The organism is Pauljensenia sp. UMB10120, assembly GCF_030212035.1.
GTDB lineage: Bacteria > Actinomycetota > Actinomycetes > Actinomycetales > Actinomycetaceae > Pauljensenia > Pauljensenia radingae_A.
In genome coordinates this window covers 66,156-93,051 of the sequence record NZ_JASODH010000005.1, presented here as the reverse complement: position 1 = coordinate 93,051, position 26,896 = coordinate 66,156, and the positions used below count along the sequence as shown (strand labels likewise).

26 protein-coding genes are annotated in these 26,896 nt (G+C 60.0%); 21 read left to right on the top strand and 5 right to left on the bottom strand.

Features of this window, described 5'->3' with window-relative positions:
- Positions 1-124: 124 nt before the first annotated feature.
- From rpmE to QP093_RS06185, 21 genes are all read left to right on the top strand, one after another.
- A complete protein-coding gene (gene rpmE, locus QP093_RS06285) occupies positions 125-337 on the top strand; it encodes a 50S ribosomal protein L31 (RefSeq protein WP_058236992.1) in 213 nt (70 codons plus the stop codon).
- An 83-nt stretch (positions 338-420) separates the two neighbouring features.
- Complete coding sequence (prfA, locus tag QP093_RS06280; RefSeq protein ID WP_285015664.1) at positions 421-1,524, top strand: peptide chain release factor 1; 1,104 nt, start codon at positions 421-423, stop codon at positions 1,522-1,524.
- On the top strand, positions 1,517-2,425 hold the full coding sequence (gene prmC / locus QP093_RS06275) for a peptide chain release factor N(5)-glutamine methyltransferase (protein ID WP_285015662.1): 909 nt from the start codon (positions 1,517-1,519) through the stop codon (positions 2,423-2,425). The genes prfA and prmC overlap by 8 nt, the downstream gene beginning before the upstream one ends.
- Positions 2,426-2,429: 4 nt before the next feature.
- Positions 2,430-3,089 (top strand): L-threonylcarbamoyladenylate synthase, encoded by a 660-nt coding sequence (locus QP093_RS06270; RefSeq protein ID WP_070726430.1) that lies wholly within the window; start codon positions 2,430-2,432, stop codon positions 3,087-3,089.
- 12 nt (positions 3,090-3,101) lie between these two features.
- Positions 3,102-4,244, top strand: coding sequence for a glycosyltransferase family 4 protein (locus tag QP093_RS06265; RefSeq protein ID WP_285015659.1), 1,143 nt, complete (start codon positions 3,102-3,104; stop codon positions 4,242-4,244).
- Between the two features lie 2 nt (positions 4,245-4,246).
- Positions 4,247-4,774: a hypothetical protein gene (locus QP093_RS06260; RefSeq protein WP_285015657.1), complete on the top strand. Its 528-nt coding sequence runs from the start codon at positions 4,247-4,249 to the stop codon at positions 4,772-4,774.
- A gap of 143 nt (positions 4,775-4,917) precedes the next feature.
- Positions 4,918-5,817, top strand: coding sequence for a F0F1 ATP synthase subunit A (gene atpB / locus QP093_RS06255; RefSeq protein ID WP_285015655.1), 900 nt, complete (start codon positions 4,918-4,920; stop codon positions 5,815-5,817).
- A 43-nt stretch (positions 5,818-5,860) separates the two neighbouring features.
- The gene (gene atpE / locus QP093_RS06250; RefSeq protein WP_092648680.1) at positions 5,861-6,067 is read left to right on the top strand and encodes an ATP synthase F0 subunit C; all 207 of its coding nucleotides are present in this window, start codon (positions 5,861-5,863) and stop codon (positions 6,065-6,067) included.
- Between the two features lie 5 nt (positions 6,068-6,072).
- Positions 6,073-6,657 carry a F0F1 ATP synthase subunit B gene (locus QP093_RS06245; protein ID WP_092649113.1) on the top strand — a complete coding sequence of 195 codons (585 nt, stop codon included), beginning with the start codon at positions 6,073-6,075 and terminating at the stop codon, positions 6,655-6,657.
- Positions 6,657-7,484 carry a F0F1 ATP synthase subunit delta gene (locus QP093_RS06240; protein WP_285015651.1) on the top strand — a complete coding sequence of 276 codons (828 nt, stop codon included), beginning with the start codon at positions 6,657-6,659 and terminating at the stop codon, positions 7,482-7,484. Before QP093_RS06245 ends, QP093_RS06240 begins: the two co-directional genes overlap by 1 nt.
- Positions 7,485-7,527: 43 nt before the next feature.
- Positions 7,528-9,162, top strand: coding sequence for a F0F1 ATP synthase subunit alpha (gene atpA, locus QP093_RS06235; protein ID WP_285015648.1), 1,635 nt, complete (start codon positions 7,528-7,530; stop codon positions 9,160-9,162).
- Positions 9,163-9,165: 3 nt separating this feature from the next.
- The gene (locus QP093_RS06230) at positions 9,166-10,092 is read left to right on the top strand and encodes a F0F1 ATP synthase subunit gamma (protein WP_092648677.1); all 927 of its coding nucleotides are present in this window, start codon (positions 9,166-9,168) and stop codon (positions 10,090-10,092) included.
- A gap of 18 nt (positions 10,093-10,110) precedes the next feature.
- Entirely contained in the window at positions 10,111-11,565 is a 1,455-nt protein-coding gene (gene atpD / locus QP093_RS06225) for a F0F1 ATP synthase subunit beta (RefSeq protein WP_371935771.1), read from the top strand.
- Positions 11,565-11,828, top strand: coding sequence for a F0F1 ATP synthase subunit delta/epsilon (locus QP093_RS06220; protein ID WP_058236982.1), 264 nt, complete (start codon positions 11,565-11,567; stop codon positions 11,826-11,828). Before atpD ends, QP093_RS06220 begins: the two co-directional genes overlap by 1 nt.
- A 79-nt stretch (positions 11,829-11,907) precedes the next feature.
- The gene (locus QP093_RS06215; RefSeq protein WP_058236981.1) at positions 11,908-12,330 is read left to right on the top strand and encodes a DUF2550 family protein; all 423 of its coding nucleotides are present in this window, start codon (positions 11,908-11,910) and stop codon (positions 12,328-12,330) included.
- 27 nt (positions 12,331-12,357) lie between these two features.
- Positions 12,358-13,056: an endonuclease NucS gene (nucS, locus tag QP093_RS06210; protein WP_285015641.1), complete on the top strand. Its 699-nt coding sequence runs from the start codon at positions 12,358-12,360 to the stop codon at positions 13,054-13,056.
- A gap of 13 nt (positions 13,057-13,069) precedes the next feature.
- Positions 13,070-14,323: an N-acetylglucosamine-6-phosphate deacetylase gene (locus QP093_RS06205; protein ID WP_285015639.1), complete on the top strand. Its 1,254-nt coding sequence runs from the start codon at positions 13,070-13,072 to the stop codon at positions 14,321-14,323.
- 102 nt (positions 14,324-14,425) lie between these two features.
- Entirely contained in the window at positions 14,426-14,668 is a 243-nt protein-coding gene (locus QP093_RS06200; RefSeq protein ID WP_285015822.1) for an Rv1322 family protein, read from the top strand.
- Between the two features lie 153 nt (positions 14,669-14,821).
- Positions 14,822-16,474, top strand: coding sequence for a hypothetical protein (locus QP093_RS06195; RefSeq protein ID WP_285015636.1), 1,653 nt, complete (start codon positions 14,822-14,824; stop codon positions 16,472-16,474).
- On the top strand, positions 16,471-17,484 hold the full coding sequence (locus QP093_RS06190; RefSeq protein WP_285015634.1) for a hypothetical protein: 1,014 nt from the start codon (positions 16,471-16,473) through the stop codon (positions 17,482-17,484). Before QP093_RS06195 ends, QP093_RS06190 begins: the two co-directional genes overlap by 4 nt.
- A gap of 6 nt (positions 17,485-17,490) precedes the next feature.
- On the top strand, positions 17,491-18,444 hold the full coding sequence (locus QP093_RS06185; RefSeq protein ID WP_285015632.1) for a tetratricopeptide repeat protein: 954 nt from the start codon (positions 17,491-17,493) through the stop codon (positions 18,442-18,444).
- Positions 18,445-18,508: 64 nt separating this feature from the next.
- Here the strand turns inward: QP093_RS06185 and QP093_RS06180 are convergent, their stop codons facing one another.
- The 5 genes from QP093_RS06180 to QP093_RS06160 form a co-directional block, all read right to left on the bottom strand.
- Positions 18,509-19,030, bottom strand: a complete 522-nt coding sequence (locus QP093_RS06180) for an O-acetyl-ADP-ribose deacetylase (protein ID WP_285015631.1) — start codon at positions 19,028-19,030, stop codon at positions 18,509-18,511.
- 70 nt (positions 19,031-19,100) lie between these two features.
- Complete coding sequence (glgB, locus tag QP093_RS06175; protein WP_285015630.1) at positions 19,101-21,290, bottom strand: 1,4-alpha-glucan branching protein GlgB; 2,190 nt, start codon at positions 21,288-21,290, stop codon at positions 19,101-19,103.
- Positions 21,291-21,392: 102 nt separating this feature from the next.
- Positions 21,393-22,802 carry a phosphotransferase gene (locus tag QP093_RS06170; RefSeq protein ID WP_285015629.1) on the bottom strand — a complete coding sequence of 470 codons (1,410 nt, stop codon included), beginning with the start codon at positions 22,800-22,802 and terminating at the stop codon, positions 21,393-21,395.
- A complete protein-coding gene (treS, locus tag QP093_RS06165; RefSeq protein WP_058237816.1) occupies positions 22,795-24,510 on the bottom strand; it encodes a maltose alpha-D-glucosyltransferase in 1,716 nt (571 codons plus the stop codon). The genes QP093_RS06170 and treS overlap by 8 nt, the downstream gene beginning before the upstream one ends.
- A gap of 197 nt (positions 24,511-24,707) precedes the next feature.
- The gene (locus QP093_RS06160; protein ID WP_285015820.1) at positions 24,708-26,732 is read right to left on the bottom strand and encodes a maltotransferase domain-containing protein; all 2,025 of its coding nucleotides are present in this window, start codon (positions 26,730-26,732) and stop codon (positions 24,708-24,710) included.
- Positions 26,733-26,896 lie beyond the last annotated feature (164 nt).

Sequence of the window (26,896 nt, the reverse complement as noted above, 5' to 3'; positions counted from 1 at the left end):
TCATCTGGATCTATCGGCCGGAAAGTGGCACAATTGCAACTCGGTTCCGGTTCACCGCGTAATGCGCGATGTCGATGATTGCGCATGCGGACCCGGCGTCCTCGAATCCCGTAAGGAGAAAACCATGAAAAAGGGTATCCACCCCGAATACGTTCCCACCACGGTGACGTGCACATGCGGCAACTCGTTTGAAACACGCTCGACGATTACGTCGGGTCAGATGCGCGTGGATGTGTGCTCCCAGTGCCACCCGTTCTACACGGGTAAGCAGAAGATTATGGATACTGGTGGCCGCGTGGCTCGCTTCGAAGCCCGTTACGGCAAACGCAGCAAGTAGCGTTTGACTTCAGCGCCGGTGACCCGTCAGGGCACCGGCGTCTTTGTATCGCACATCTTTTCGCCACAATCGGAGGAGCTCGCATGGCATCGGCATCACACACAGATGAATTCCCGACGCTGCAGGCACTGCTCGAAGAACACCATAGCGTCGAGCAGCAAATGGCAGATCCGGCACTGCACAACGATCAGGCAAAGGCTCGTAGAGTGGGGCGGCGCTACGCCGAACTGAACCGTGTTGCCGAGGCTTACCAGCGCTACTGCGCAGCCAGTGACGATATGGAAGCAGCTCGCGAACTCGCTGAGGAGGATCCCTCATTCGCGGATGAGGTGACAAGCCTGGAGGAACAGACCCGCCAGGCGCACGATGCCCTCGTCGATATTCTGACGCCGCGAGACCCTGACGACGCGCTCGATGTGATCCTGGAAGTCAAGAGCGGTGAAGGCGGCGAAGAATCCGCCCTGTTCGCAGCAGACCTGGCACGTATGTACGAGCGCTACGCCACCACGAAGGGATGGTCGGTCACCGAACTGTCCTCCACGCCCACCGAGCTGGGTGGCTTCAAGGACATCACGATGGCGATCCGCGCCAAAGGCACGCCCAGCCCGGAAGAAGGCGTGTGGGCTCATCTCAAGTACGAGGGTGGCGTTCACCGTGTCCAACGCATCCCTGTCACCGAATCGCAGGGACGAATCCACACCTCTGCTGCCGGCGTATTCGTCATGCCGGAAGTTGAAGAAGATGACGAAGTCGAAATCGACCAGAACGATCTGCGCATCGACGTCTACCGTTCGTCAGGGCCTGGCGGACAGTCCGTGAACACGACGGACTCGGCTGTGCGCATCACTCACATTCCGACCGGCATCGTCGTGTCGATGCAAAATGAGAAATCGCAGCTGCAAAACCGTATCGCAGCTATGCGCGTGCTGGCATCCAGACTTGCTGCTGAAGCCAGGGCCAAGCGTGAGGCTGAAGCCAGCGCACAGCGCCTATCTCAGGTACGCACCGTTGACCGCTCGGAGCGCATCCGCACCTACAATTTCCCGGAAAACCGTATCTCTGACCATCGCACCGGTTTCAAGGCCTACAACCTTGACCAGGTGTTGTCCGGCTCCCTGGATCCTGTCATCCAGTCAGCGATCGACACTGACGAGGCAGCGCGCCTGGGCAAAGCGGGCGATGAATAGGGCACTGAACGAGCAGCTGGTGCTGCCGCGTTTAGCAACCTATACGCCACGCGAATTGTTCGCGTGGGGCAGACGCGCCCTTCAAGCAGTCAACCTGGAGGGAGCACACGCCGACCAGGATGCCCGTGAGCTGCTGGAATGGGTACTGGGCTGTGACAGCCTCGTGAGCGCTCCGGATCAGGTGGGCGCGCGCGCAGCAGAACGCTACCGCTGCGCCATCGCATCGAGGCGCACCAGCATTCCTCTGCAGCACATCACAGGTCGCATGTATTTTCGGATGCTCACCCTGCGCGCAGAGCCCGGCGTATTCGTTGTTCGACCCGAAACAGAAATGGTCGCGCAGCACGCCATTGACGCGGCGCGAACCTGCAGTGCGGATGAGCCTGTGGTGGTGGACCTGTGTACAGGGTCAGGAGCCATCGCACTTGCGGTTGCCACGGAGGTACCCGCCTCGCGTGTTCTTGCCGTGGAGATTGACGAGGCTGCCTGTCAGCTAGCCGCTCGTAATATCGCTGACATCGAGCCGGTGCGCGTTCATCTGGTACGCGCCGATGCATTATCCGCCCTCGTCGAATACGAGGGGAGGGCCGACGTTGTCGTGTCGAACCCGCCGTATATTCCCGGCAGCGCCCACCCTACGCAACGCGAAGCGCAACTGGACCCGCCGCGTGCCTTGTATGGCGGGGGAGAAGATGGGCTGGTGATCCCACGTGGCATCATGACCCGGGCGCGCGCCCTGCTGGCTCCGGGCGGCACACTCGTTATGGAGCACGCCGAATCTCAGGCAGAGGATCTTGTGGCATACGCTACAGCTCAGGGCTTCACGAATGTGCATATGGCACCGGATTTGACGGGACGGCCCCGCATGGTTATCGCAACCGCCCCCGTCGTGGAACAATAGCCGCGTGGCACATTCGACTATTCTTCACTGTTCACATGGCATCTCAGCGCAGGATCTGCAGCGCATCCGCACGTGTGTCAACCGTGGTGGCCTCATCGTCATGCCGACCGACACGGTCTACGGGATCGGCGCAACCGCACACGACCCTGCCGCCGTCGAAGCTGTTCAACACGCCAAGGGGCGAGGACGCTCCAAACCACCGCCGGTTCTGGTCGCAGATAATGAAGCGCTGGACGTGCTTGGCACTGACATCAGTGAGAGCACGCGTTTACTGGCGCGACGGTTCTGGCCTGGAGGCTTGACGCTGATCGTCCGCGCCCACCCCGACCTGGGCTGGGATCTGGGCGACACGGGCGGCACAATCGCACTGCGCATGCCTGATAGTGAGGTGGCGCTGTCGATTTTGCGCGAATGCGGTCCAATGGCCGTCACATCAGCGAATCTGACGGGCGAGCCTCCCGCCACCAGTGTTGAGGCGGCCGCTGCCTCGTTCGAGGATCACGTCGACCTGTATATTGACGGTGGTCCAACGGCGGGGGCGACTCCCTCGACGATCATCAATATGGCCACGGAGCAGCCCACACTGATCCGCCTGGGCGTCATCGACCCGCGCGACCTGGAAGATACGGCGGGCTGCACTTTTAAAAGTCCTGAGGACAAGTAGAGGCCGCCACCGATGAAGGTCTACCTGCTGCTCATGCTCATAGCCAGTGGTGTCACCGCGATTATGACGCCGCTGGTGCGATGGGCATGCCTACGGTGGGGGATCGTGCCGAAGCTGCGTGAACGCGATATTCAGGTCACACCGATACCGCGACTGGGTGGCATCGCCATGACCGTCGGTCTGCTCATCACTTTGCTGATCGGCTCACGAATCCCGTACATGGCGCCCGTGTATTCGACCAGCATCCCGTGGGCAGTGATGGCAGGTGCTGCAGCCATGTGCGTGCTGGGCGTGCTCGATGACCTGCTGGAGCTGGACTGGCTGACCAAACTGACCGGACAGATCCTGATCGCCGGTCTCATGGCACTCCAGGGTGTTCAACTCGTTTCATTTCCCATCTTCGGCATCACGATCGGGTCGTCACGGTTGTCGCTGATTGCCACCGTGTTCGTCATGGTCGGCATCGTCAACGCCGTGAACTTCATTGATGGTCTGGACGGTCTGGCGGCCGGAGTCGTGGGGATTGGTGCAGCCGTGTTCTTCGGGTATTCCTACCTGCTGTCACGCCAGCTTGGTGCACAGTCATATGCGACAACCGCGTCACTGATCGTGATTGCACTGGTCGGGATCTGTGCCGGGTTCTTGTGGTACAACTATCACCCCTCGTCCATCATGATGGGCGGGGGAGCTGAGACGCTGGGATTGATTCTGGCTGCCTCCGGTGTCATCGTCACCGGCCAGATCGACCCCAACGTGCTGGAGCGAAGCCAGATCATCGCCGGTCTCATGCCGATTATTTTGCCCCTGGCTGTGATCGTCGTCCCCATCGGAGATCTGATGGTGACGGCAGTTCGACGCATGATGCGTGGGAAGAGCCCATTCCACGCCGACCGCTCCCACTTCCACGATCGCCTATTGGCACGAGGACGTTCCCATCGCGCCGTTGTCATGATTTTGTATTTATGGACGGCGATCATTTCAACTGCCGCGTTGTCCTTGCTGCTGGTTGAATGGAATCGGACAGTGATGATTTTTGTGCCGCTGATTGTCCTGGCCACGATCCTGACCGCATCTGAATTCCCGTGGAAGATATCAGCGCGCGCACGCCCGCCACAGTCCGAGGCAGATGCGCCCGACCCGAGATCCGAAAGGTAGCCATGTCACTCGACCATGACCACACGCCCACCCGCGCAGCTACTCAGCCAGCGATGAATCGCGCTATGACAGCGCTGCGCCGGTTCATAGTGCTTGCAGGCGTCGTGATGACAGGCGGGGTCCTGGTGTGCTGGGCGTTGATGTCAACGGTCGGCTGGGCGACCGCGCTGGTCAGCATCCTAGTTGTGGCAGTCCTGTGCGCCGCCGAATTCGTTGCACTGCCGCGCATGGTCGCGCAGGGACCGAATCTGTTCCTGGCGTGGATCGGCGGGGGATATTTGCTCAAGCTTGTGGCAGTGGCGGTCGCGCTCTTGGCATCGCGCCCCCTAGGGCTCAATCACCGCGTTGTCGCGATGACAGTAATCGTGACAATCCTCTCATTGATGGTGATTGAACTCGTGATTTTGATGCGTACACGCATCCCCACGGTGGTCCCAGCTGCGACGCAATCCGGTCAAGTGGCGCAAACTCGCGACCACTCCCGCACGCGGTTAGGTGAGCACGATCCGGGTGCTGACACCTCAATGTGACGTTTGTCCCGCGTATCAGGTAGTTTTGGCACTAAAGAGGGTCTGAACCCTGTTAGAGTAGGGACGCTGCAACGCTCGTGACACCACGTGTCGGCTAGCCTGTAGAGCAGTGCATGCGGATCGAAAGGAGGCCGTCCTCGGCGATGTCAACGACCCAGGTGTCCACACAGGTCACGTCACGCTCCGCTGAGCCCAGGCGACGTAACCTTCCGCTCTGGTACTGGATTGTCACGGCAGGTCTGGTTCTTCTGATAGCTCTGACAGCTATCCCTGCGCTGCGCAGCCATCCCCACAGTCCCGGTGTGACAGATTTCTTCCCGCCATCACTGTTCGGACCTGAACACGGTACGGTGGTCAACCGCCTGACACTGGCACGCATCATTGCTGCGGTGCTGATCTGCGCTCTGTTTGTTGCGGGCGCAATGAGGGCGAAGATCGTCCCCACTCGCTTCCAGCAACTGATTGAAGCATGCGCCCTGTTTATCCGCGATTCGATCTCCATCCCGATGTTGGGGGAGAAGCGAGGGCGACAGTACGCGCCACTGATCGGCGTCTTTTTCTTCGGCGTGATCGCAATGAACATCACCGGTATCGTTCCCGGTATCAACATTGCCGCCTCGTCGGTAATCGCTGTGCCGCTGGTGTTCGCAATCTTCTCCTACGTGTCGTTCATCTGGGCGGGTATCCGTACCCGCGGTGTCGGCACGTTCTTTGCTGAGCAGCTCTTGCCGAAGGGACTCCCTAAGCCGGTTTACCTGCTGATCACTCCCATCGAGTTTTTCTCAACATTCATTGTCCGCCCTGCAACGCTGGCGATCCGACTCCTGTGCAACATGATGTCGGGACACCTGTTGCTCGCATTGACGTTCTTCGGGACGTCAGCCCTGCTGGCGGCGGCAGGCTCGCTCAAGGCTCTGGCGGCCGTCACATTCGCGGCAGCCATTGCAATGACGCTTTTCGAGATCTTCGTCGCCTTCCTGCAGGCCTACATTTTTGCCACGCTGACTGCTGTCTACATCAAGTTGTCGGTGGAATCCCATTAGTCAAATACACAGCCGCTTGGCACACACAGAAAAGGAAGAATCCATGACCGGAACAATCGCCTACATCGGCTACGGAATTGCAACCCTCGGACCTGCTTTGGGTATTGGCATGCTGGTGGGCAAGACCCAGGAAGCAACCGCCCGTCAGCCTGAGGTTGCCGGCCGTCTGTTCACCAACATGATCATCGGTGCCGCACTTGTCGAAGCCCTCGGCTTGATCGGCTTCGCAATGCCCTTCGTCGTTCAGTGATATTCATGTTGCCAATGCAAGAAGCAGGAGATGCGGCGGCTGGGACGAGCGTCCTCGTCCCACCAGTGGCCGAAGTCTTTCTGTCTGCCATCATTTTGCTGGGAATCTGGCTTGTCATCGGCAAGTTCGCTCTTCCCCGCATCTACGCGATGATGGATGAGCGCGAGGAGCGCATCGAGGCCGGTCTGCATGCTGCTGAACAGGCACGTGAAGACCGTGCACTTGCTGAACGCGAACGCGAAGAGGCGTTGGCGCAGGCCAACGTTGAGGCTCATTCCATTCGCGAGCAGGCAAATGCTGACGCGAAACGCATCAGGTCTCAGGCTCGCGAATCCGCCCAGGAAGAAGCCGCCCGCATTCAGGAGAACGCTCAGCGCCAGATTCAGGCTGAACGCCAGTCAGCAGTGGTTTCGCTGCGCTCGGACATTGGTGAGCTGGCAACCCAGCTGGCCGAACGCATCGTCTCTGAGCAGCTCAGGGATCAGGATCTGTCACATCGGGTGATGGACCGCTTCCTCGATGACCTTGATGACATGTCGTTGAGCACAGCTGCGTCGACCTCCGCACAGCCGCAAGGAACGAACGCATAATGCGCAGATCAAGCCGCATGAGTGTCGATGCCGCACAGTCAGTTGTGTCGCGCATCTTGTCGCCCACGTCCTCTGAAACTGACCAGGGACTGCGTGTGGCGGAAGAACTCTTCGCTATCGCAGATATGGTCAGGGACGATTCACGCCTGGGTCGCTCATTGACCGATCCGGCGCGCGCTCGTGAGGACAAGGTGCGTCTGGCTGACGACTTGTTCGCCGCCACGGTCACCTCTCAGACGCTCGAGGTGATTCACACTCTCGTCGAGGGCGAGTGGTCATCGTCCAGTGACATTATCGAGGGTCTGGAGCAGGTGGGGATTCACGCTCTTCTGCGTGACGCGAAGTCTCATGACGGCTTGGACCGGGTTCTGTCCGAATTGTCCGACATTCACCAGGTCCTCCTGTCCAACCGGGAGCTGCGCACGCAGCTGTCGGTGCTGGGGCGTGGATCATCTGACGATCGGGCAGCTCTGGCGGAAAAGATTTTCGGACCTCACGTCAGCGCATGGACTCTGCGGATTGTGCGCCGCCAGGTCGGACGGCTCAACAAAGGACAGCTGATGTCGCATCTGCGCCATATCGCGCAGGACGCAGCGTCCCTGAAAGACGAAAACCTGGTGTCCGTCATCAGTGCCGGCCCGTTGACAGATACTCAGATGCATCGCCTCCAGACGATGCTCAACGAGAAACTGGGCGAAACGGTCAGCATCGACATGACATACGATCCCTCCCTGATCGGAGGATTCCGAATCATTTCCGGCGACCTCGTCATAGATTCATCGATAGCAACGCGACTACGACAGTTGCACCAATCCCTCGCGCACTGATAGATGATGGCGCACCACAATACACAGACAAAGGAAACGCTCAATGGCTGAACTCTCGATTAGCTCCGAAGAGATCCGCTCGGCTCTCGATTCTTTTGTGGACTCCTACAAGCCCACTCAAGCGGCAGTCGAAGAAGTCGGACACGTCACCGAAACGGCCGACGGCATTGCCCGCGTGGAAGGCCTGCCCGGTGCAATGGCAAACGAGCTTCTTCGCTTTGAAGACGGCACGCTTGGCGTGGCCATGAACCTCGACGTGAGCGAAATTGGTGCCGTTCTGCTGGGTGATTTCAGCGGCATTGAAGAAGGCCAGCCGGTTCACCGCACAGGTGACGTTCTGTCTGTGCCGGTTGGTGACGGATACCTGGGGCGCACCGTTGACCCCCTCGGCAATCCGATCGACGGTCTGGGCGAGATCCAGGATCTGACGGGTCGACGCGCCCTCGAACTTCAGGCACCCGGCGTGATGATGCGTCGTTCGGTCCACGAGCCGCTCCAGACCGGTCTGAAAGCTATCGACTCGATGATTCCGATCGGACGTGGCCAGCGTCAGCTGATCATCGGTGACCGTCAGACAGGTAAGACCACCATCGCGATCGACACGATCATGAACCAGCGTGATAACTGGCTGTCGGGCGATCCGAGCAAGCAGGTGCGCTGCATCTACGTGGCGGTTGGCCAGAAGGGTTCGACGATCGCATCGGTGCGCTCCACACTGGAAGAAAACGGGGCGATGGACTACACCACCATCATTGCCTCACCGGCATCCGACCCCGCAGGCTTTAAGTACCTTGCGCCCTACACCGGATCCGCTATCGGACAGCACTGGATGTACGAGGGCAAGCACGTCCTCATCGTGTTCGATGACCTGTCCAAGCAGGCCGAGGCCTACCGAGCCGTGTCCCTTCTGCTGCGTCGCCCACCGGGGCGTGAAGCATACCCCGGCGACGTGTTCTACCTGCATTCACGTCTGCTGGAACGTTGCGCCAAACTCTCCGATGAACTGGGCGGCGGATCGATGACGGGTCTTCCCATCATCGAAACGAAAGCGAACGACGTATCGGCCTACATTCCGACCAACGTCATTTCAATCACCGACGGCCAGATCTTCCTGCAGTCGAATCTGTTCAACTCGAACCAGCGCCCTGCAGTCGACGTCGGTATCTCGGTGTCCCGCGTGGGTGGCGACGCTCAGATCAAGGCCATGAAGAAAGTGGCGGGCACGCTGAAACTGACGCTGGCCCAGTACCGTTCGATGGCGGCGTTCGCAATGTTCGCTTCCGACCTTGACGCCACGACCCGTTCACAGTTGACTCGTGGTGAGCGTCTGATGGAACTGCTCAAGCAGCCGCAGTCCACGCCGTACCCCGTGGAAGAACAGGTCGCATCGATCTGGGTGGGCACGCACGGCTACCTCGACAAGTTGGACGTGTCTGACGTGAGTTCCTACGAGCATCAGCTTCTGGACTACCTGCGCTCACACTCCGACGTGCTGACCACGATCCGCGAGACTGGCGTGCTGGATGATGACACGGAGAATGCTCTGCGTGAGGCCGCAGAGAAGTTCACGCAGCAGTGGCTGAGCGCGCAGCCAGGTGAGAACCTGGAGGACGGCGAGGTTGAAGCTGAACATTCACGTGAAGAGATTGTCCGTCGTCGCCGTGAGAAGAAGGCCTGATCGATGGCTGGTCAGCAGAGGATCTACAAGCAGCGCATTGCGTCTACGCAAACGCTGAGCAAGGTCTTCCGCGCCATGGAGATGATTGCAGCCTCCAGGATCGGCGCGGCGCGTCGCGATGCGACCGAAGTGGGACCCTACGAGCAGGCGATCACGCAGGCTGTGGCCTCAGTTGCCATCCACACGGATATGGGGCACCCGCTGACCGACGTGCGAAACGACACGCCTCGCGTGGCCGTGCTGGTGGTCGCTTCTGACCGAGGCATGGCGGGTGCCTATTCAGCGACAATTCTGCGTGAAACAGAGCACCTGGTCACCACGCTGCGCGAAGAAGGGAAGACCCCGATCCTGTATACCTGCGGGCGTCGCGCCAAGAATTACTTCAGCTTCCGTGGCGCTGAGATCGAGCGTTCGTGGGAAGGTGAATCGGACGAACCCAGCCTGGAGATGACGCACAGCATCGCCGAGGAACTGCTGAAGCGGTTCCTGGATGAGGACAGGATGACCGGCGTGTCCGAGGTTCACCTGGTCTACACGCGATTCAGGAACATGATGAGTCAGATCCCTCAGGTCAGGCAGATGCTGCCGCTGACTGTCGTGGATGCCTACGGTGAAGGCGAGACAAATGAAGTCGATCCGGTAAAGGACGACGGATCGCTGCTTTTCCCTGAATACGAATTCATCCCGTCTGCGCGCGACGTCCTCGATGCTTTGCTACCGCTTTATGTGGAAAGCCGCATCCGCAACGTTCTGCTTCAAGCCGCCGCATCGGAACTGGCGTCGCGTCAGCGAGCGATGCACACGGCAACCGACAACGCTGAAGAATTGATTACGAAGTACACGCGTTTGGCGAATTCGGCCCGCCAGGCGGAGATCACGCAGGAAATTAGTGAGATCGTGGGCGGGGCCGACGCCTTGGCTAACGGCTGAGCCCACATGATGGAGAAGATGACCATGACAGAATCACCAGAAACCGGCGAAGGCCGAGTTGCCCGCGTCGTCGGCCCCGTTGTCGACGTCGAGTTTCCGCCTGACCGGATCCCGGCCCTCTACAACGCACTGCAGGTGGATGTGGAGCTGCCTGACCAGGGCGAAGGATCCGAATCATTCGTCATGACGCTGGAAGTCGCACAGCACTTGGGTGACAACCTGGTTCGCACAATCGCACTCAAGCCGACTGACGGCCTGGTGCGCGGTGCCCGCGTGCGCGACACCGGCGGCCCCATCACTGTCCCGGTCGGTGACGTCACCAAGGGACACGTCTTCAACGTGATCGGTGAACCGCTCAACCTCAAAGATGGCGAACAGCTCGAAATCACAGAGCGCTGGCCTATTCACCGTCAACCACCTGCATTCGATCAGCTTGAGCCACGCACCAAGATGTTCGAAACGGGCATCAAGGTGATCGACCTGCTTACCCCCTATGTGCAGGGCGGCAAGATCGGCCTGTTCGGCGGCGCAGGCGTGGGCAAGACCGTGCTGATTCAGGAAATGATTCAGCGTGTTGCTCAGGATCACGGCGGCGTGTCCGTGTTCGCCGGTGTGGGCGAACGTACCCGTGAAGGCAACGACCTGATTCACGAAATGGCTGATGCAGGCGTCTTCGACAAGACCGCACTGGTCTTTGGCCAGATGGACGAGCCGCCGGGGACCAGGTTGCGTATCGCGCTGACCGGTCTGACGATGGCGGAATACTTCCGCGATGTACAAAACCAGGACGTGCTGCTGTTCATCGACAACATCTTCCGTTTCACTCAGGCAGGTTCCGAGGTGTCCACCCTGCTGGGCCGTATGCCCTCGGCCGTGGGTTACCAGCCGAATCTGGCGGACGAGATGGGCCAGCTTCAAGAGCGCATCACCTCTGCCGGTGGTCACTCCATTACCTCGCTGCAGGCCATCTACGTGCCAGCCGATGACTACACGGACCCCGCGCCGGCTACCACGTTCGCGCACCTGGATGCGACCACGGAACTGTCCCGTGAGATCGCGTCGAAGGGTCTGTACCCGGCGGTTGACCCGCTGTCATCGACCAGCCGTCTGCTTGACCCGGCTGCGATCGGCCAGGAACACTACGATGTGGCAATCCACGTCAAGGCCATCTTGCAGAAGAACAAGGAGCTGCAGGACATCATCGCCATTCTGGGTGTCGACGAATTGTCCGAGGAAGACAAGGTCACGGTTGCGCGTGCACGTCGAATCGAACAGTTCCTGTCACAGAACATCTATATGGCTGAAAAGTTCACCGGCCAGCCAGGCTCCACCGTTCCGCTGTCAGAAACCATCGAAGCCTTCAAGCGCATTGCCGAGGGCTACTACGACAAGGTTCCTGAGCAGGCATTCTTCAATATCGGCGGCATTGAGGATCTGGAGCGCAAGTGGCACGAACTTGAGGCAGAATCCTGATGGCCGAGACAGGGGCGCTGAGCGTCAAAATCGTGACGAAGCGAGGCCTGTCCTGGCAGGGAGCTGCGCAGTATGTGCAGGTCCCAGTCGAAGACGGCTCGCTGGGCATTTTGCCTCATCGTCAACCATTGTTGGCTAGATTGAAAGAAGGTCCCGTCATTCTCACCATTGGCGACGACACGAAGACATTTCCGGTAGCCGGCGGATTCGTCTCCGTGGATTCTGACGTTGTCACCGTTGTTGCAGAAGGCATGGAGTCCTGAGAACACTGAGAACTACGTCCGTGATGAGCATTCATCACGGACGTAGGCGATATTACTGCATGGAAGGAGCTACAGCATCATGAACACTGCGTTGGTGTGGGCGCTGTGGCTCATCGTCATACTCGCCGTCATCGCTATGCTGATCGTCGGCTATATCAATGTGCGTGCCCGCCGGCTGGACACCTACCTGGGATCGTTTAGATGCTGGGCGCGCCGAGACTCTCAGTCCGGCTGGACAGCCGGAGTCGCCCATTACGGAGTCGAAACCCTCACCTGGTACCGCCTGGTGGGGTTTTCCATGCGGCCGGTTTTCTCAATGCCTCGACGTACCCTTGAAGTCTCAGCGCCCGACACTCGCTCTGTTGACGGAACCATGATCGAAGTGCATCTGGTCTCCGGTGATGATCGCTGGCAGGTGGCGATGGCCGCATCCAGTTACAACGGCCTGGTGTCATGGGCAGAATCTGGCCCTCCGCGTTCCTCGCAATCGTCCATCGACTAAAACGAGCAAAAAGGCAGGCACGCTTTCGTGCGTATCGTAGTAGCAACATGTTCAGTTGATTATTCAGGCCGGCTAACCGCGCACCTGGACAAAGCCCCGCGCGTCATCATGCTGAAGGCAGACGGCTCGGTCCTGGTTCACTCCGATGGCGGCTCCTATAAGCCGCTGAACTGGATGAGCGCCCCGTGCCATATGCGCATCGATGAGCCCAGCACCGATGAAACGGATCTAGGCGTGAGCGAGGTGTGGACTGTTCAGGCCGCCAAGTCTGACGACCAGCTGCTCATCCGTATTTTCGACGTTCTCCACGACGTCAACGAGGACCTCGGCGTGGATCCGGGCCTCATTAAGGACGGCGTGGAAGCCCATCTGCAGGCTCTGCTGGCTGAACAGGTGCCCTTGATCCTGGGAACGGGATACTCGCTGGTTCGCAGAGAATATCCCACGCCAATCGGGCCGGTGGATATGCTGGTGCGCGACGAACACAATGTTCCCATCGCTATCGAGGTGAAGCGACGCGGTGGCGTCGACGGAGTGGAACAGCTCACTCGCTACCTGTCGCTACTGGCCAGAGATCCCCTGCTTTCTGACATTCGCGGCATTTTCGCTGCTCAGGAGGTCACGCGGCAGGCACGCACACTGGCAGAAGACAGAGGAATCCACGTAGTCGTACTCGACTACGACGCAATGCGAGGCGTCGATGACGCAGAATCTCGCCTGTTCTAGGAAAAGAGAGACCATGACGGATCAGACTGATCAATCCACTTCACTCGTTGCTCTTCGAGGACGGGTCGTCACACCGGATACGGTGATCGACGATGGGGTAGTGGCGTGGAACCGCGACACCATTATCTGGGTCGGTGACGCGGCGGCGCAGGAGGCCCCCTCGTCAATTCGTGAACAACTCAATGATCTGAAGCCGAGCGATGACATCATCATCCCTGGCCTCGTCGACGTGCACTGCCACGGCGGTGGTGGCGAATCGTTCCCGAACGCGCAGACCCCCGAGCAAGCGATGACGGCTGTTACCGAGCACCGCGCTCACGGGACGACCTCCCTTGTTGCATCGCTGGTGACTGCTGACGCGCAGACCCTCAAGGAACGTGCTGCCATGCTCGCCACGCTGGCCGATCGAGGGGAGCTGGCTGGAATCCACTTTGAAGGTCCGTTCGTGTCTCATGAGCGCTGTGGCGCGCAGGACCCACAGTTCATCTGCGACCCGGATCCCGTGCTGACAGCTGAACTGCTGGACGTGGCTGGCGGGCACGCGGTGACCATGACCGTGGCGCCGGAGAAACCGCACGCCAGCGGTGAGGGATCAGTGGCTGAAGTACTGCGCGAGGGGGGTGCTCTGCCATCGTGGGGGCATACGGATGCAGAGCCGGACGACGTTCAAGCCGTCTTTGAGGACGCCCGAGGACGCTACGCTGATCAGCTGAAAGACCCGGACCATACACGTCCCCTGGCGACGGTGACGCACCTGTTTAACGGCATGAAGCCGATGCACCACCGCGATCCCGGTTCCATTGCAGAGTTCCTTGCAGCGGGTGCGCGAGGTGATGCGGTCGTGGAGATGATCTGTGATGGTGTGCATGTCAATCCCACGCTGGTGCGCTGTGTGTACGAGGTTCTCGGACGGTCGCGCTGCGTCTTCATCACTGATGCGATGGCTGCTGCCGGAATGGCGGATGGCAGCTACCAGCTTGGGCCTCAGGCTGTGACGGTAACTGATGGGATTGCTCGTCTGACTGATGGCGGAGCGATCGCCGGTGGAACAGCTCACCTGCTCGATTGCGTGCGCGTCGCAGTGGGCGCTGGAATTCCGCTGGTCGATGCGGTATTTATGGCATCTGCTCAAGGTGCCAGAATCCTTGGCGATGAGACGGTGGGGGCACTCGAAGTCGGCAAGCGTGCTGACGTGGTCTGTCTGGATTCTGAGCTGCACCCCTTGCGCGTGTGGCGCGCGGGTGTCGTGTGCGATAGGAATAAGTAAGAGCGGCAAGACGACGTAGGCGGCCAGAGGAGCGATCACGACATGGGGCGGGGCAGACGGTCACGAAAACGACCTTGGGGCGGCGAACATCCGCGCCTCGATATGAGTCGTCTGGCCTCCATGCCGCATAGTGCCGAGGGGCCTGGTGGGCTGCACTATCAGGTGTCGTACGTGTCGGGATCGCAGAAGACGTACACGTGTCCTGGTTGTGTCCATCCGATTGCTCCTGGCACACCTCATGTGGTCGCGTGGCCCGAAGAAGCACCCTTTGGATGGGATCAGGGGGTGGAAGCCAGACGCCATTGGCACCGGCATTGCTGGGAGCACCGGCTTCGGCCCCTCTGAGCCTGACTTGTTGGGCCTGTCTCGTGAGCCCGTCAGGCACTGCCCTTTTCGACTCTGCGATATGATGGATTATTACCATCGGTTCTGCGCTCACATCAACGGGCACTGTATTGTGAATGACATACGAGGAATTTTTGCGGAGGAGCGGACACTGTGAGTGGTATCAGACGTTACGCCAGCGCTTTAGCCGTTGCAGCAGTGGCTCTTGTTGCTGGCATCATCGGCATTTTAACACTGACCGTCTGGGCACCTGGACAGCACATTGAGGCCAAGGCTGACCCAGATCAGCCCTATGTGATGACGCGTGCGCGTGTGCTCCCTTTGAAAGCAGAAGACGTGACAGTGACCGTCGAAGCTGCCGATGCGTCGACGCCCGTCAGTGTCGTGGTTGGATCCACTCCTGATGTGATCGGGTGGCTCGGTGACGAGGCTTATACCGAAGTTGTGGGCCTGGAAGCTGGTATGACACAGCTGAAAGTAACCGACCATGCGGAAACGGATGCGAATCAGGCGCAATCGTCGGATGTGGCTGATGGCGAGCAATCCGCAGCTGCTCCTCAGTCAACGGCCGATGGTCAGGCACAGTCCGAAGCCCAGACTGCCAAGGAAGAAGCTCAGTCGGGGGCCTCGATTGCGAACCCGTTGGATAATGACATGTGGTTGGATCAGGCAGCCGGCCAGGGGAGCGCGTCGCTCACACTGAAAGCCGTTCCTGACACGGTGTCCGTACTGGCCACGACAGACGGTTCGAAAGCCCCGACATTGACGTTGACATGGCCGGTTGAGCGCACCAATATCGCAGCGATCGCCGTGTGGCTTTTGACCATTGTCCTGGCACTGATCGCCGCAGTCATGGCGGTCATCATCTGGCGCAACCAGCGTCGCCGCGCGGCACGTGCCGACGAGCTGAAGTCTCGTGACCAGGCTGATACCACCGACACCGCCCTGATCGACATCTCCCAGATGCCAGACGCCGAGGAAGCTTCTGACGAGGCAGACGATGAGGGTGACGTGTCGCAAGCTGAGGACGGTACTCATGAAGCAGACGAGGCTGAGTCGATTGATGTCAGCGAGCCGGTCCCGGTAGCCGACCTGACAGATGAAGCTGACGGCTTGCCTGAGGAGCAAGCCCACCGGGAAGAACACGATCACTGTGAAAAGGTGAAACGCTCCGAAGAGGCGGACCAGTACGAAGAAGCGGAAGAGCCGGAAGAACTTGCTGAATCCGCTGAACCTGTCGAGCCGGCCATGAACGGCGAAGCTGAAGACCTCGTCGAACAGAAACAGGCTGCCGAACCCGCTGAGTCGGAGGAAGCTGTAGAACCGGCTGAGCTTGCTGAGCCGGCTGAGACTGCAAAGCCAGCCGAACCAGTCGAACATTCGGCCCCCACCGATTCGGGTGTCATTGACATGTCCTTGGCTCGTGTACCGATGGTCTTCCCGACGCGACGCGCATTACGCGAAGCGCGCTCCCGCGGCGAAGAATCGGTGAATATCGATGGTCACGAATTCAACACTGGCCTCATCCCGATCGTCCCGTTGGCGCACCAAGCAGACAGCGGCGACACCCTCGTACGTCAGACAGACGGCGACCGTGCGGAAAACGAAGCCGATCATGTGAGCGGCACTGGCCACGCGAGCCGAACCGACCGTTCACAGGACGGCGACGATCCACGGGGCGACGATACACAAGCTGACGCCGAACGACCTCAGGACACTGGCCGTTCCCAAAAGGGCGCATGGACGTCCATCATGTCGAACTGGCTGCATCGTGACGGAACAGGACCGACCAAGGAGGAACAGTGATACGCCGCCGCATCTGCGCTGCCGTGGTGATGCTCGCATCACTGTCGATGGTCAGCGCCTGCTCGTCAGGAGAAATAGAAGTACCGGCCACTGAACAGCCAGCGTCCGGCGCAAGCGGTGCGGCCAACCTGGATGCCAACCGCATCAACACGATCCTCGGACATATCCAGGCCGCACTCGACCAAGCCAGTGACGAAGGCACGACCGAAGCCCTTTCCGGACGCGTCAAAGACCCGGCTCTGCGCATGCGCGGTGCACAGTTCGTGCTCGCCAAAGCCAAGGACACCACGGTGCCGCAGCTGAGTCTCACCGGGGAAATGGTGACATCGACCAACTCAACGACGTGGCCGCGAATGTTCCTGGACATCGAGCAAAGCTCGGACGGGGAACTGCCGATTGTTTACGTCATCACTCAGCAGGATGCGCGCTCCAATTACGAACTGGAGAACTGGGCGCGCCTTCTGGGCGGCTCAGAATTCACGACAGCCCCACTGGAGACGGGTGCAGCATACGTACCTGCCGATGCCGACGGCTTCATCATGACGCCCAGCGAAGCAGTGGAAAAATACGTCGAAATGCTCAATTCTGGCACCGCCGGATCCGACATGTTCGCAGAAGACGAGTATGCGCGCTCGCACTTCGACGAGATCGCATCGCTCGGACAATCCGTGCAGGCCGCCGGTACCGTCACGGCTCACGCACAGACGGAGGGATTGCCGATCTCAGGAATCGTCTTGAACAACGGATCAGCCCTCGTGTCCGCATCGTTCGCAATGACGCACACCTATCAGCGCACGGTTGCCAGATCCACCATGCAGCTGGGCGGCTCCCCTGCGGCTATTAACGAGGGAGACCCCAAGGTTATCGGATCGGCATCTGCAAAATACCTGGTCTCGGTTTTGATTGAGCTGCCGCAGGCCGGATCCGATCAGAAAGCTCGCGTCATTGGCGCTGAACGTGTGATCGAGCAGGTCACGCGCGACGATTCAACCAAACCCGAAGGAGAATAAGTGGCAGTGAGTGATCCATCAATGGCGCAGCACAATTCGCAGCGGGAACCAGCCTCGCGTGCAGCGCACAGCGCGGAGGCCTCCGAACAGTCCCACGTGCAGCGTCAGGTCGCCGATTCTCACGGTGCCGTTGACCTGTCCGCTTCGGGCGTCCCTGCTGCTCCTGTCGACGGTGATGCCGGGGTGCAACTGAACGTGCCTTTGATTCGCGACTGCGATGACGCTCAGTTCGAGGACATCATGGCAACGTCACGCACAGTTCCCGTGCTGATGGCGTTGTGGTCATCACGCTCCTTGGAGTCATCGTCCTTTCTGTCCATGCTGGAGGAGATCGTCCGCGAAAGGAGCGGCGCCTTCCAGTTGGTGAAGATCGAGGTGGAGAAAGCTCCGGGCATCACTCGCGCACTTCAGGTGCAGGCCTTGCCGACGGTGTGTGCACTGATCGGTGGGCGCCCGATCCCGCTCTTCCAGGGAAATGCGATTAAAGAACAGGTCGTGCCGGTCCTGGATGAACTGTTGACGGCAGCCCAGCAGATGGGGGTTACGGGCCGCGTCGCAGTCAGCGGGGAGGACGTGAAGGCGCCCGTACCGCCTGAACACCAGCATGCGTTGGACCTGGAAGAATCAGGTGACCTCGACGGCGCGATCGCGGCGTGGGAGAAGATCGTGGAGCGCAATGCGCGCGACCACGATGCTGAGGCCCAGTTGGCGCGCGTGCGTCTGCTTGAGCGCGGCACGGCTGGGAATGCGGATAACGACCTGGATCATGCTGATGAGCTGTTTAACGCCGGCCAGCACGCTCAGGCCTTCGACGTTCTGATCAGCGCTTTGGAGCACAGCACCGATGATGACAGGCGTGAAGAGCTGCGCACACGCATCTTGGACTTGTTCCGCGTGGCCGGATCCTCACCGGAAGTCAACGCTGCCCGTCGCAGGCTGGCAACCGCTCTCATGATCTAGAGGCTGGTGTGGGGTCGCACCGTAGGTGCCAGCGCGAACCGATTCGACCGCGCGTCGGGGCAGTCTAGTGCTCGCCGGCGACGCTGCGCCATACGTGCAGGGCTCGTTCATCAAATAAGCAGAACACGATCCTGATTGCGTGCTCGTCCTGTTCGCTTTCATAGGTGCGAGCCGCCTCTATGCCGATACTCGCAACCTGTTCCATATCCCAGCCGTACACTCCTGCTGAAATTGCAGGGAACGCTACGGAGCGTGCACTGATGTCCTCGGCAACCCGCAGACTCGATGTGAAGCAGGAGCGTAGCAGATCCGGGTCAGTCTGCCCGCGATGCCGGTTAGGTCCGACAGTGTGGATTACCCAGCGCGCCGGCAGTCTGAAACCCTCAGTCGCTACAGCGTGCCCCACGGGAAGACCATCAGGGAACTGGCTGGCACGCACTTTCTTGCAGGCGGCGAGCAGGTCGGGCCCAGCTCCGCGGTGAATTGCCCCATCCACGCCGCCACCACCCAGCAGTGACGAGTTCGCAGCGTTGACAATGGCATCCACCTCAAGTGTTGTGATGTCGCCGCTGATCAGTTCCATCATTGCTCGCATATCTCACGGGCGGTTGAGCGAGCAGGCAGGAATTGCTGCCCGTCCGCTCAGCCGTCCGTGTCTAGTTCTCAGATGTGACAGGACGCAGCCAGAGCGCACCCAGCGGCGGCACGCGCAGCTCAGCCGATGCTGGCCGGCCGTTCCATGGAACATCTTCAGCGATGACCGGCCCCATGTTGATCACACCGGATCCGCCGAACTCTTCGCTGTCAGTGTTGAGGATTTCCTCCCACTGGCCGCTGAACGGCAGTCCCACGCGGTAGCCCTCGTGAGGCGTGCCGGCAAAGTTCGTGACGCAGACAAGGAGGTGCTGCTTGTGATCGGAGCCCATCCCCTTGCGGATATGGGAGATCACGTTGTGATCGCCGTCTGACGCGTCGATCCACTCAAAGCCCGTGTAGTCGTCGTCCCACAGCGCGGGCTCGTCGCGATAGATCCTGTTGAGAGCCGACACCAGCGACAGCAACCCGGAATGCAGATCGTCATCGAGCAGCCACCAATCCAGAGAATGCTGCTCGGTCCATTCCTGTTCCTGCCCAAATTCCTGTCCCATGAACAGCAGTTGTTTGCCAGGATGCGACCACTGGTAGGCGTACAGTGCGCGAAGCGAGGCCATCTTCTGCCACTTATCACCGGGCATCTTCGAAACGAGCGAGCCTTTGCCGTGAACGACCTCATCATGGGACAGCGGCAGAATGTAGTTCTCGGAGAATGCGTACACCAACGAGAACGTGAGTTCACCGTGGTGCCAGCGACGGTTGACAGGGTCTTCCTGCATGTACCGCAGCGTGTCGTTCATCCAGCCCATATTCCACTTCATGCCGAACCCCAGGCCGCCTCCTGACGTTGGCGCGGTCACGCCGGGCCACGCTGTTGACTCTTCAGCCACCATTACGATGCCGGGGTGACGCCTGTAGGCAGTTGCGTTGGCTTCCTGCAGGAACTGGATGGCTTCCAGGTGTTCGCGACCGCCGTACTGATTCGGCCGCCACTGGCCTTCCTTGCGTGAATAATCCAGATACAGCATGGAGGCCACCGCATCGACACGCAAGCCATCGACGTGGAACTCCTCGAGCCAGTACAGCGCGTTGGCAACCAGGAAGTTGCGCACCTCCCGACGCCCGAAGTTGAAGACGTACGTTCCCCAATCCGGATGTTCACCACGCAACGGATCGGGATCCTCGTACAGGGGAGTGCCGTCGAAACGGGCAAGCGCCCAGTCATCCTTCGGGAAGTGGGCTGGCACCCAGTCCAGGATGACGCCGATACCTGCCTGGTGGAGGCGGTCCACCAGATAACGGAAGTCGTCGGGCGTGCCGTAGCGTGAGGTCGGCGCGTAGTACGAGGTGACCTGGTAGCCCCACGAACCGCCGAACGGATGTTCAGCCACCGGCATGAATTCGACGTGCGTGAAACCGGCTTCGGTGACGTAGGCGATCAGCTCATCAGCGAGCTGACGGTAGCCCAGCCCCTGTTTCCAGGATCCAATGTGGACTTCGTACACTGACATGGCAGCGGTGTGCGGGGTGGTGTGAGCACGCCTGTCCATCCACTCATCGTCATCCCACCTGTGGAAACGGTCGGTGACAACAGAGGCAGTTGCCGGAGGAATCTCGGTGGCACGTGCCATCGGATCAGCCTTTTGGAACCAGTTACCGCCCGGCCCTCGGATCTCGAATTTGTAGCGCGCTCCCACGCCCACACCTGGGATGAACAGCTCCCACACGCCGGACGATCCCAGTGAGCGCATTGCGCTGGCGGTGCCGTCCCAGTAGTTGAAGTCGCCGACGACGCGCACGGCAGACGCGTTGGGCGCCCATACCGCAAATGCGACGCCCTCGACGTCACCCATCGGGCCGGTGTAGTGAGTCAGATGTGCTCCCAGAACTTTCCACAGTTCTTCGTGTCGTCCCTCGGAAATGAGGTAAATATCCATTTCGCCCAGTGTGGGCAGGAAACGGTAGGGGTCGTCCATCAGTGTCGTCTGGTCACCGTAGGTCACGCGCACTCGGTAGTCGGGAATATCGTCACATTCAAAGACGGCAACCCACACGCCGGATCGTTCGTGAACAGCGTCAACTGTTTGATCGGGCGTGACAATTTGGACGGCGTCGGCCAGATGATGCACCGTGCGGATCGTCACTGACCCGTCACTGAGGTGCGCTCCGAGCACGGCATGAGGCAGGTAGTACTGCCCCTGTGCCACTGTATCAAGGAGGTCTGGATCTTGAGGAATCGGTGAGGCGTTCATGACCTCATTTTCCCATGCACACGGTCACGGCGTGGCCGTTCGGACGGTCGTGGCGTTCTTTCCAACAAACGACCGTCCGATGTGCTCCACGTGTCGACCGGTTTACCGCTCAGCCAGTTCGGTGAGCGCATCGAGGGGAATACTCAGCCAGTCTGGACGCATCCTATGTTCGTAGATCGACTCATAGGCTGCCTTCTCAATGATCAGTGCAGTCATGAGTGCGTCGTCGCGACCCGAGAAATCAGCGTGATACCCCTCAAGGAACGCACGCTGGTGCTGGCTGACCCACTCGTGAGCGACGGCATCGTCAATCGCTGAGTCATCATCGGCAAGGCGTCGTGCCTGAGCCATCGCATAGTCGAAGGAACGCAGCATCCCGGCAACGTCCTTGAGCGGCAGGTCAGGGGCGGTGCGCTCGGCCAGGGGGCGCAGCGGCTCACCCTCGAAGTCCAGAATCTTCCACCCATCATCGCTGAGCAGGGTCTGCCCCAGGTGGTAGTCGCCGTGAATGCGGGTCGCCTGAAGCGGCTCGTCCCATTGTGAGAGCTGGTCCAGCTTGCGGCCCAATGTATCCACGAGTTCGCCGGTCAGGCCAGGGACCTCAGCGTGCGCAGCATCGAGGTTGTTGCGCACCCGCGCAGCGATCTGTGATGGCGTCGGCCCGTCAGCAGTGGGCAGAGCCCTCGCCAGAATCTCATGCATCTGAGCTGTCACGGAACCCAGTGAACGTGCCTGCTCGGTAAGATCTTCACCGCGGGAGGCACCATCGACAAAGAAGACGAAACCGTCGCGCCCATCGCGTACCAGCTCACTGATAATGGTCGCCACACACAGTTCCGATTCCTTCTTGGGCCACGAACGCACGCGTGCCGGGACGGCAACGTAGCCGAAAACGCGTGGCACGTGGTTCCAGTCAGCCTTGCACAGCGCGGTGGGCACCTCAACATCCGGGTGAGCACCCTCCGTGAGCACGCGCAGTACCTTCGCGATGATTCCAGGAGTCTCGTCTGTGGTACCTCGGAAAATAACCGAGGTGTTCGACTGCTCGCCTCCATACACCTGTACCTGGTCACGCATGTCGCGCATGCGTTCAACGGTGTCAGCATCCACCGTTCCAACGGCACGACCCATCGCCAGCCACGTGTCCCAAAATGCCCACACCGACACGCCGTCCAGAATACTCAGGTCACCAATCGATCCGATGGGGTCGCCCTCGTCAACGTCCGTCGCAGGATCGTCGAACGTTTCGGCAACGTCGTCTCCGGCCTGCGGAACGACAACGAGGGGGACGTTGAGCAGTTGCGAGCCGGCCTGGATGATCAGCAGGCGAACTGACGTTAAATCACCGGAATCGGACTCCGGAGTTCCCGGCGGTTCCAGATAGCCTGAATCGGCATTGAGCTCGCCAATGACCTGCAATGTGCGGTCGCTGGTGCGTGGGAACCATCGCCTCGACGTGAGCCACGGGGCGATCGCTTCCAGGAGTTGAATGGAAGACGGTGCGTTACTCATCTTCTTCCTCACTTTCTGGTTCAAGGAACGTCACGCCCAGCCAGTAAAAGCCGTGGCGCGGCAGCGTGATGTCCACCGTCTCATCGTCACGCACATCCGGGAACGCGTTGCCCGATCCAAGATCGTACAGATGCCAGCCGGCCATGCCGGGCAGGTGGATCTTCGCGGAGTGCGGTTCAGTGGACAGGTTGTTGACGCACAGAATCGTTTCGGATTCGTCTCGGCGCAAGAACGCGAGCACAGCATCGTCAGAGGACCACAGCAGCGTCATGTCACCAAATCCGAACGGCGCATGCTTGCGGCGCGTGTTCAGCATCTTGCGCGTCCAGTTCAGCATCGAGGTCGGGCGGGTGGCGTGCTCGGCCACGTTCACTGCGCGCTGGTCATAGGTCGGTGATGAAATTCCCGGCAGGAACCACTGATCCTGCGGGGCATCGGAAAAGCCCATCGTCGGCGTGTCATCCCACTGCATAGGGGTGCGCACGCCGAAACGGTCAGGCAGATCCACGTTGTCACCCATACCGATCTCATCGCCATAGAACAGGAACGGGGAACCGGGCAAGGACAGCAGCAGCGCGTAGGCCAGTTCAACCTCGCGGCGCGAGGCATGCAGCAGTGGCATGAGTCGTCGACGGATACCGACATTGGAACGCATGCGCTCTTCAGGGCAGTACCACTCATACATCCTGGCGCGTTCCTCGTCCGTGACCATCTCCAGGGTCAGTTCATCATGATTGCGCAGGAAAACACCCCATTGGCCACCCTTGGGCAGGGGAGGGGTGGCAGCCAGGATTTCGCGCAGCCCGTGTGAGGATTCCTCGCGCAGTGCGGCGAAAATGCGCGGCATGATCGGGAAGTGGAAGCAGATATGGCACTCGGGTGCCTCATCGGTTCCAAAGTAGGCGACAACCTCGTGAGGCGGCTGGTTCGCCTCGGCAATCATGACGGTGCCGGGGAACTCTTCTTCGACCATTGCGCGCAGGTCCGCGATGAACTCGTGCGTGGCCGGGAGGTTCTCGCAGTTCGTACCTTCTTCTTCGAACAGGTAGGGGATGGCATCCAACCTGAAGCCGTCCACACCGGTGGTGCACCAAAAACGCACCACGTCTTTCATGGCTTCGCGCACCGCAGGGTTTTCATAGTTCAGGTCCGGCTGGTGTGAGAAGAAACGATGCCAGAAGAACTGGTGGCGCTCCTCATCCCACGTCCAGTTCGATACTTCCGAGTCCACGAAAATGATGCGCGCGTCGGCGTATTCGTTGGGTCGGTCACGCCAGACGTAGAAATCGCCGTACGGTCCGTTCGGGTCGGAGCGTGAAGACTGGAACCACGGGTGCTGGTCGGACGTGTGGTTCATGACCATGTCCAGCACGATGCGCAGGCCTCGTTCATGTGCGGCTTCCACGAGGGCACGGAAATCATCCATCGTGCCGAAGCGTTCGTCGATGCCCTTGTAGTCGGAAATGTCGTAGCCGCCGTCGGCCAGAGGGGAAGGAAAGAACGGGGGCAGCCAGATTGCATCGATACCGAGCCACTTGAGGTAGTCGAGCCGCGAGATCAGGCCGGGAATGTCACCCACGCCGTCGCCGTTGGAGTCCTGGAAAGAGTGGATCAGCAGCTCATAGAAGACTGCGTGGCGGTACCAACTGGGGTCGTCGGCCACAGGGACGAGGGCGGCTTCATCCTCGTGTGGCTGGTCCACCGTCATATTGTGGAATGGTGAGAGTTGCGCGTAACGGCTGGAGGTGGCGGTCGTCGTCTCAGGTGCGGCGTCCAGTTCAGCGCGCGATGAATCATCAACGGTCATGGCATCATACTGCCAGTTACGGCGCGCTGATGCACGGTGTGTACGCATTTCATGCCCGGTGAGTGGGACCCGCGGCGCCTGGAGGCGCGCGGTGCATTCTACTGTTGCTGTTCAACCCCAAAAACGTGTCCGATGCGGGTCCACGGGCTCAGCCGCACCACATTCGACGCACCCCAGCGGTACTCCATGCCGTCCAGTTCATCGACAAGGTTCAACCCGCCGCCGTGGCCAGCGTTGAGCAGCTCCATGCCGGGCGCGCTGACATCGAGATCAACAGAGCCCCACACTTCATGATGCGGATCCAGTGAGACCACCACGATCACCGTGTCCGGGTTCCCATCAGGTGTGAACTGTCCGGGAATGTGCCGTGAGAAGCACAGCAACTGGTCGTTGGATGTACGGTGAATGCTGATCTGGTGAAGCTGCTGCAGGGCACGATGTCGCCCTCGTGCAGTGTTGAGCAGGGTGAGCAACTGAGGAATACCCGTGCGCTCCGCATCCTCCCACCTGCGCGGACGGTACTCGTATTTCTCGTTGTTGATCTGTTCTTCAAAACCGGGGCGCGGTACCGATTCGACCAGCTCGTAGCCGGAGTAGATGCCCCACGTCGGAGCGCCGCATGCGGCCAGAATCGCGCGGATTGCAAACATGGCGGTGCCGCCCTCGGTCATCTGCGGCGTCAAAATATCGTGCGTCGTTGGCCAGAATGTCGGGCGCATCAGGTGCGGTGTCTGCTCGGAGACTTCCTTGAGGTACTCTTCGATCTCCTTCTTATAGGTACGCCACGCGAAGTACGTGTAGGACTGGTCAAAACCGACGGCACCCAGCGTGCGCATCATGGCGGGGCGAGTGAATGCTTCAGCCAGGCAGATCACGTCTGGATATTCGCGATGCAGCGTGTCCATCATGCGTTTCCAGAAGTTCACTGGCTTGGTGTGCGGGTTGTCTACTCGGAAAATCTTCACGCCGTGTGCGATCCACAGGCGGAACAGGTCGTGGATCGCTTCGAACAGGCCTTCAGGATCGTGATCGAAGTTAATGGGGTAGATGTCCTGGTACTTCTTGGGCGGATTCTCCGCATATGCGATGGAGCCGTCGGCTCGCTGCGAGAACCATTCGGGATGGTCCCTGACCCACGGATGATCCGGTGAACACTGCAGGGCAAAGTCGAGTGCGACCTCCATGCCGCGTTCGTGCGCGGCAGCGACGAATGCATCGAAATCGTCAAAATCTCCCAGGTCAGGGTGAATCGCGTCGTGGCCCCCTTCATCTGACCCGATGCCGTAGGGGGAACCAGGATCGGTTTCCAGAGCATTCAGCGTATTGTTCTTGCCCTTGCGGAACGTCGTGCCGATGGGGTGAACTGGTGTGAGGTAGATGACATCAAATCCCATCGCACTGATGCGATCGAGTTCCTCAATTGCGGTGCGCAGTGTGCCTGAGACCCATGTGCCATCAGGGCGCTGGAATGCGCCGGCTGAGCGGGGGAAAATCTCATACCAGGAGCCCACCAGGGCGCGGGTGCGCGCGACATGCAGCGGATAGGCCTCAGTGCGACCGACCAGGTCACGCAGTGGGTACTGACGCACAATGTGGCGCACAGAAGACGATATCCCGGCCGACAGGCGCTGCTGGTTTGATCGGGTGGCATCGCGCATGATGGAGATTGCACTGTGGAGGACGCGCGCATGGGGCTCAGCCAGACCCTGCTGGTCAGAATTGGCCAGTGCCCTCCCTTCGATCATGCGCTCAAACAGGCGTGCGCCCTCTTCCAGCATGAGGTCAGCGTCAATGTCGGCATCGACTTTAATGGTGGCATCATGTCGCCACGTAGCGTAGGGATCTGACCACGTCTGAATGCAAAATGACCAGTTGCCGGGTCGGTCAGGCATCACCCATGCCTCGTAGCGATCCAGACCGGGTGCAATATCCATCATCGGAGCAATCGTGTGGTCATGTCCGTCGGGGTCAATCAGGACCGCTTCGGCCTGATAGGCGTCGTGTCCCTCGCGAAACACCGTTGCGCGAATGGGGAATGGCTCACCGGCGGTCGCCTTGGCTGGAAGTCGCCCGCCTTCCACAACGGGGGAGAGTTCCACCGCGGGGATGCGTGTCACGGTCATGTCGAGTGGTCGAGAAGATTTGTGGCTCACACTGTTAGGGTACTGAATTTGGGAGGCACGTGGGGGACCATGGGTGGTGTGCGCATCGCCAAGAAGAATTCCCATGCCGTATCTTGTGGTCGCATCAAGGCTGAACGTGACTGAGCCATGACACGTTCGAGACC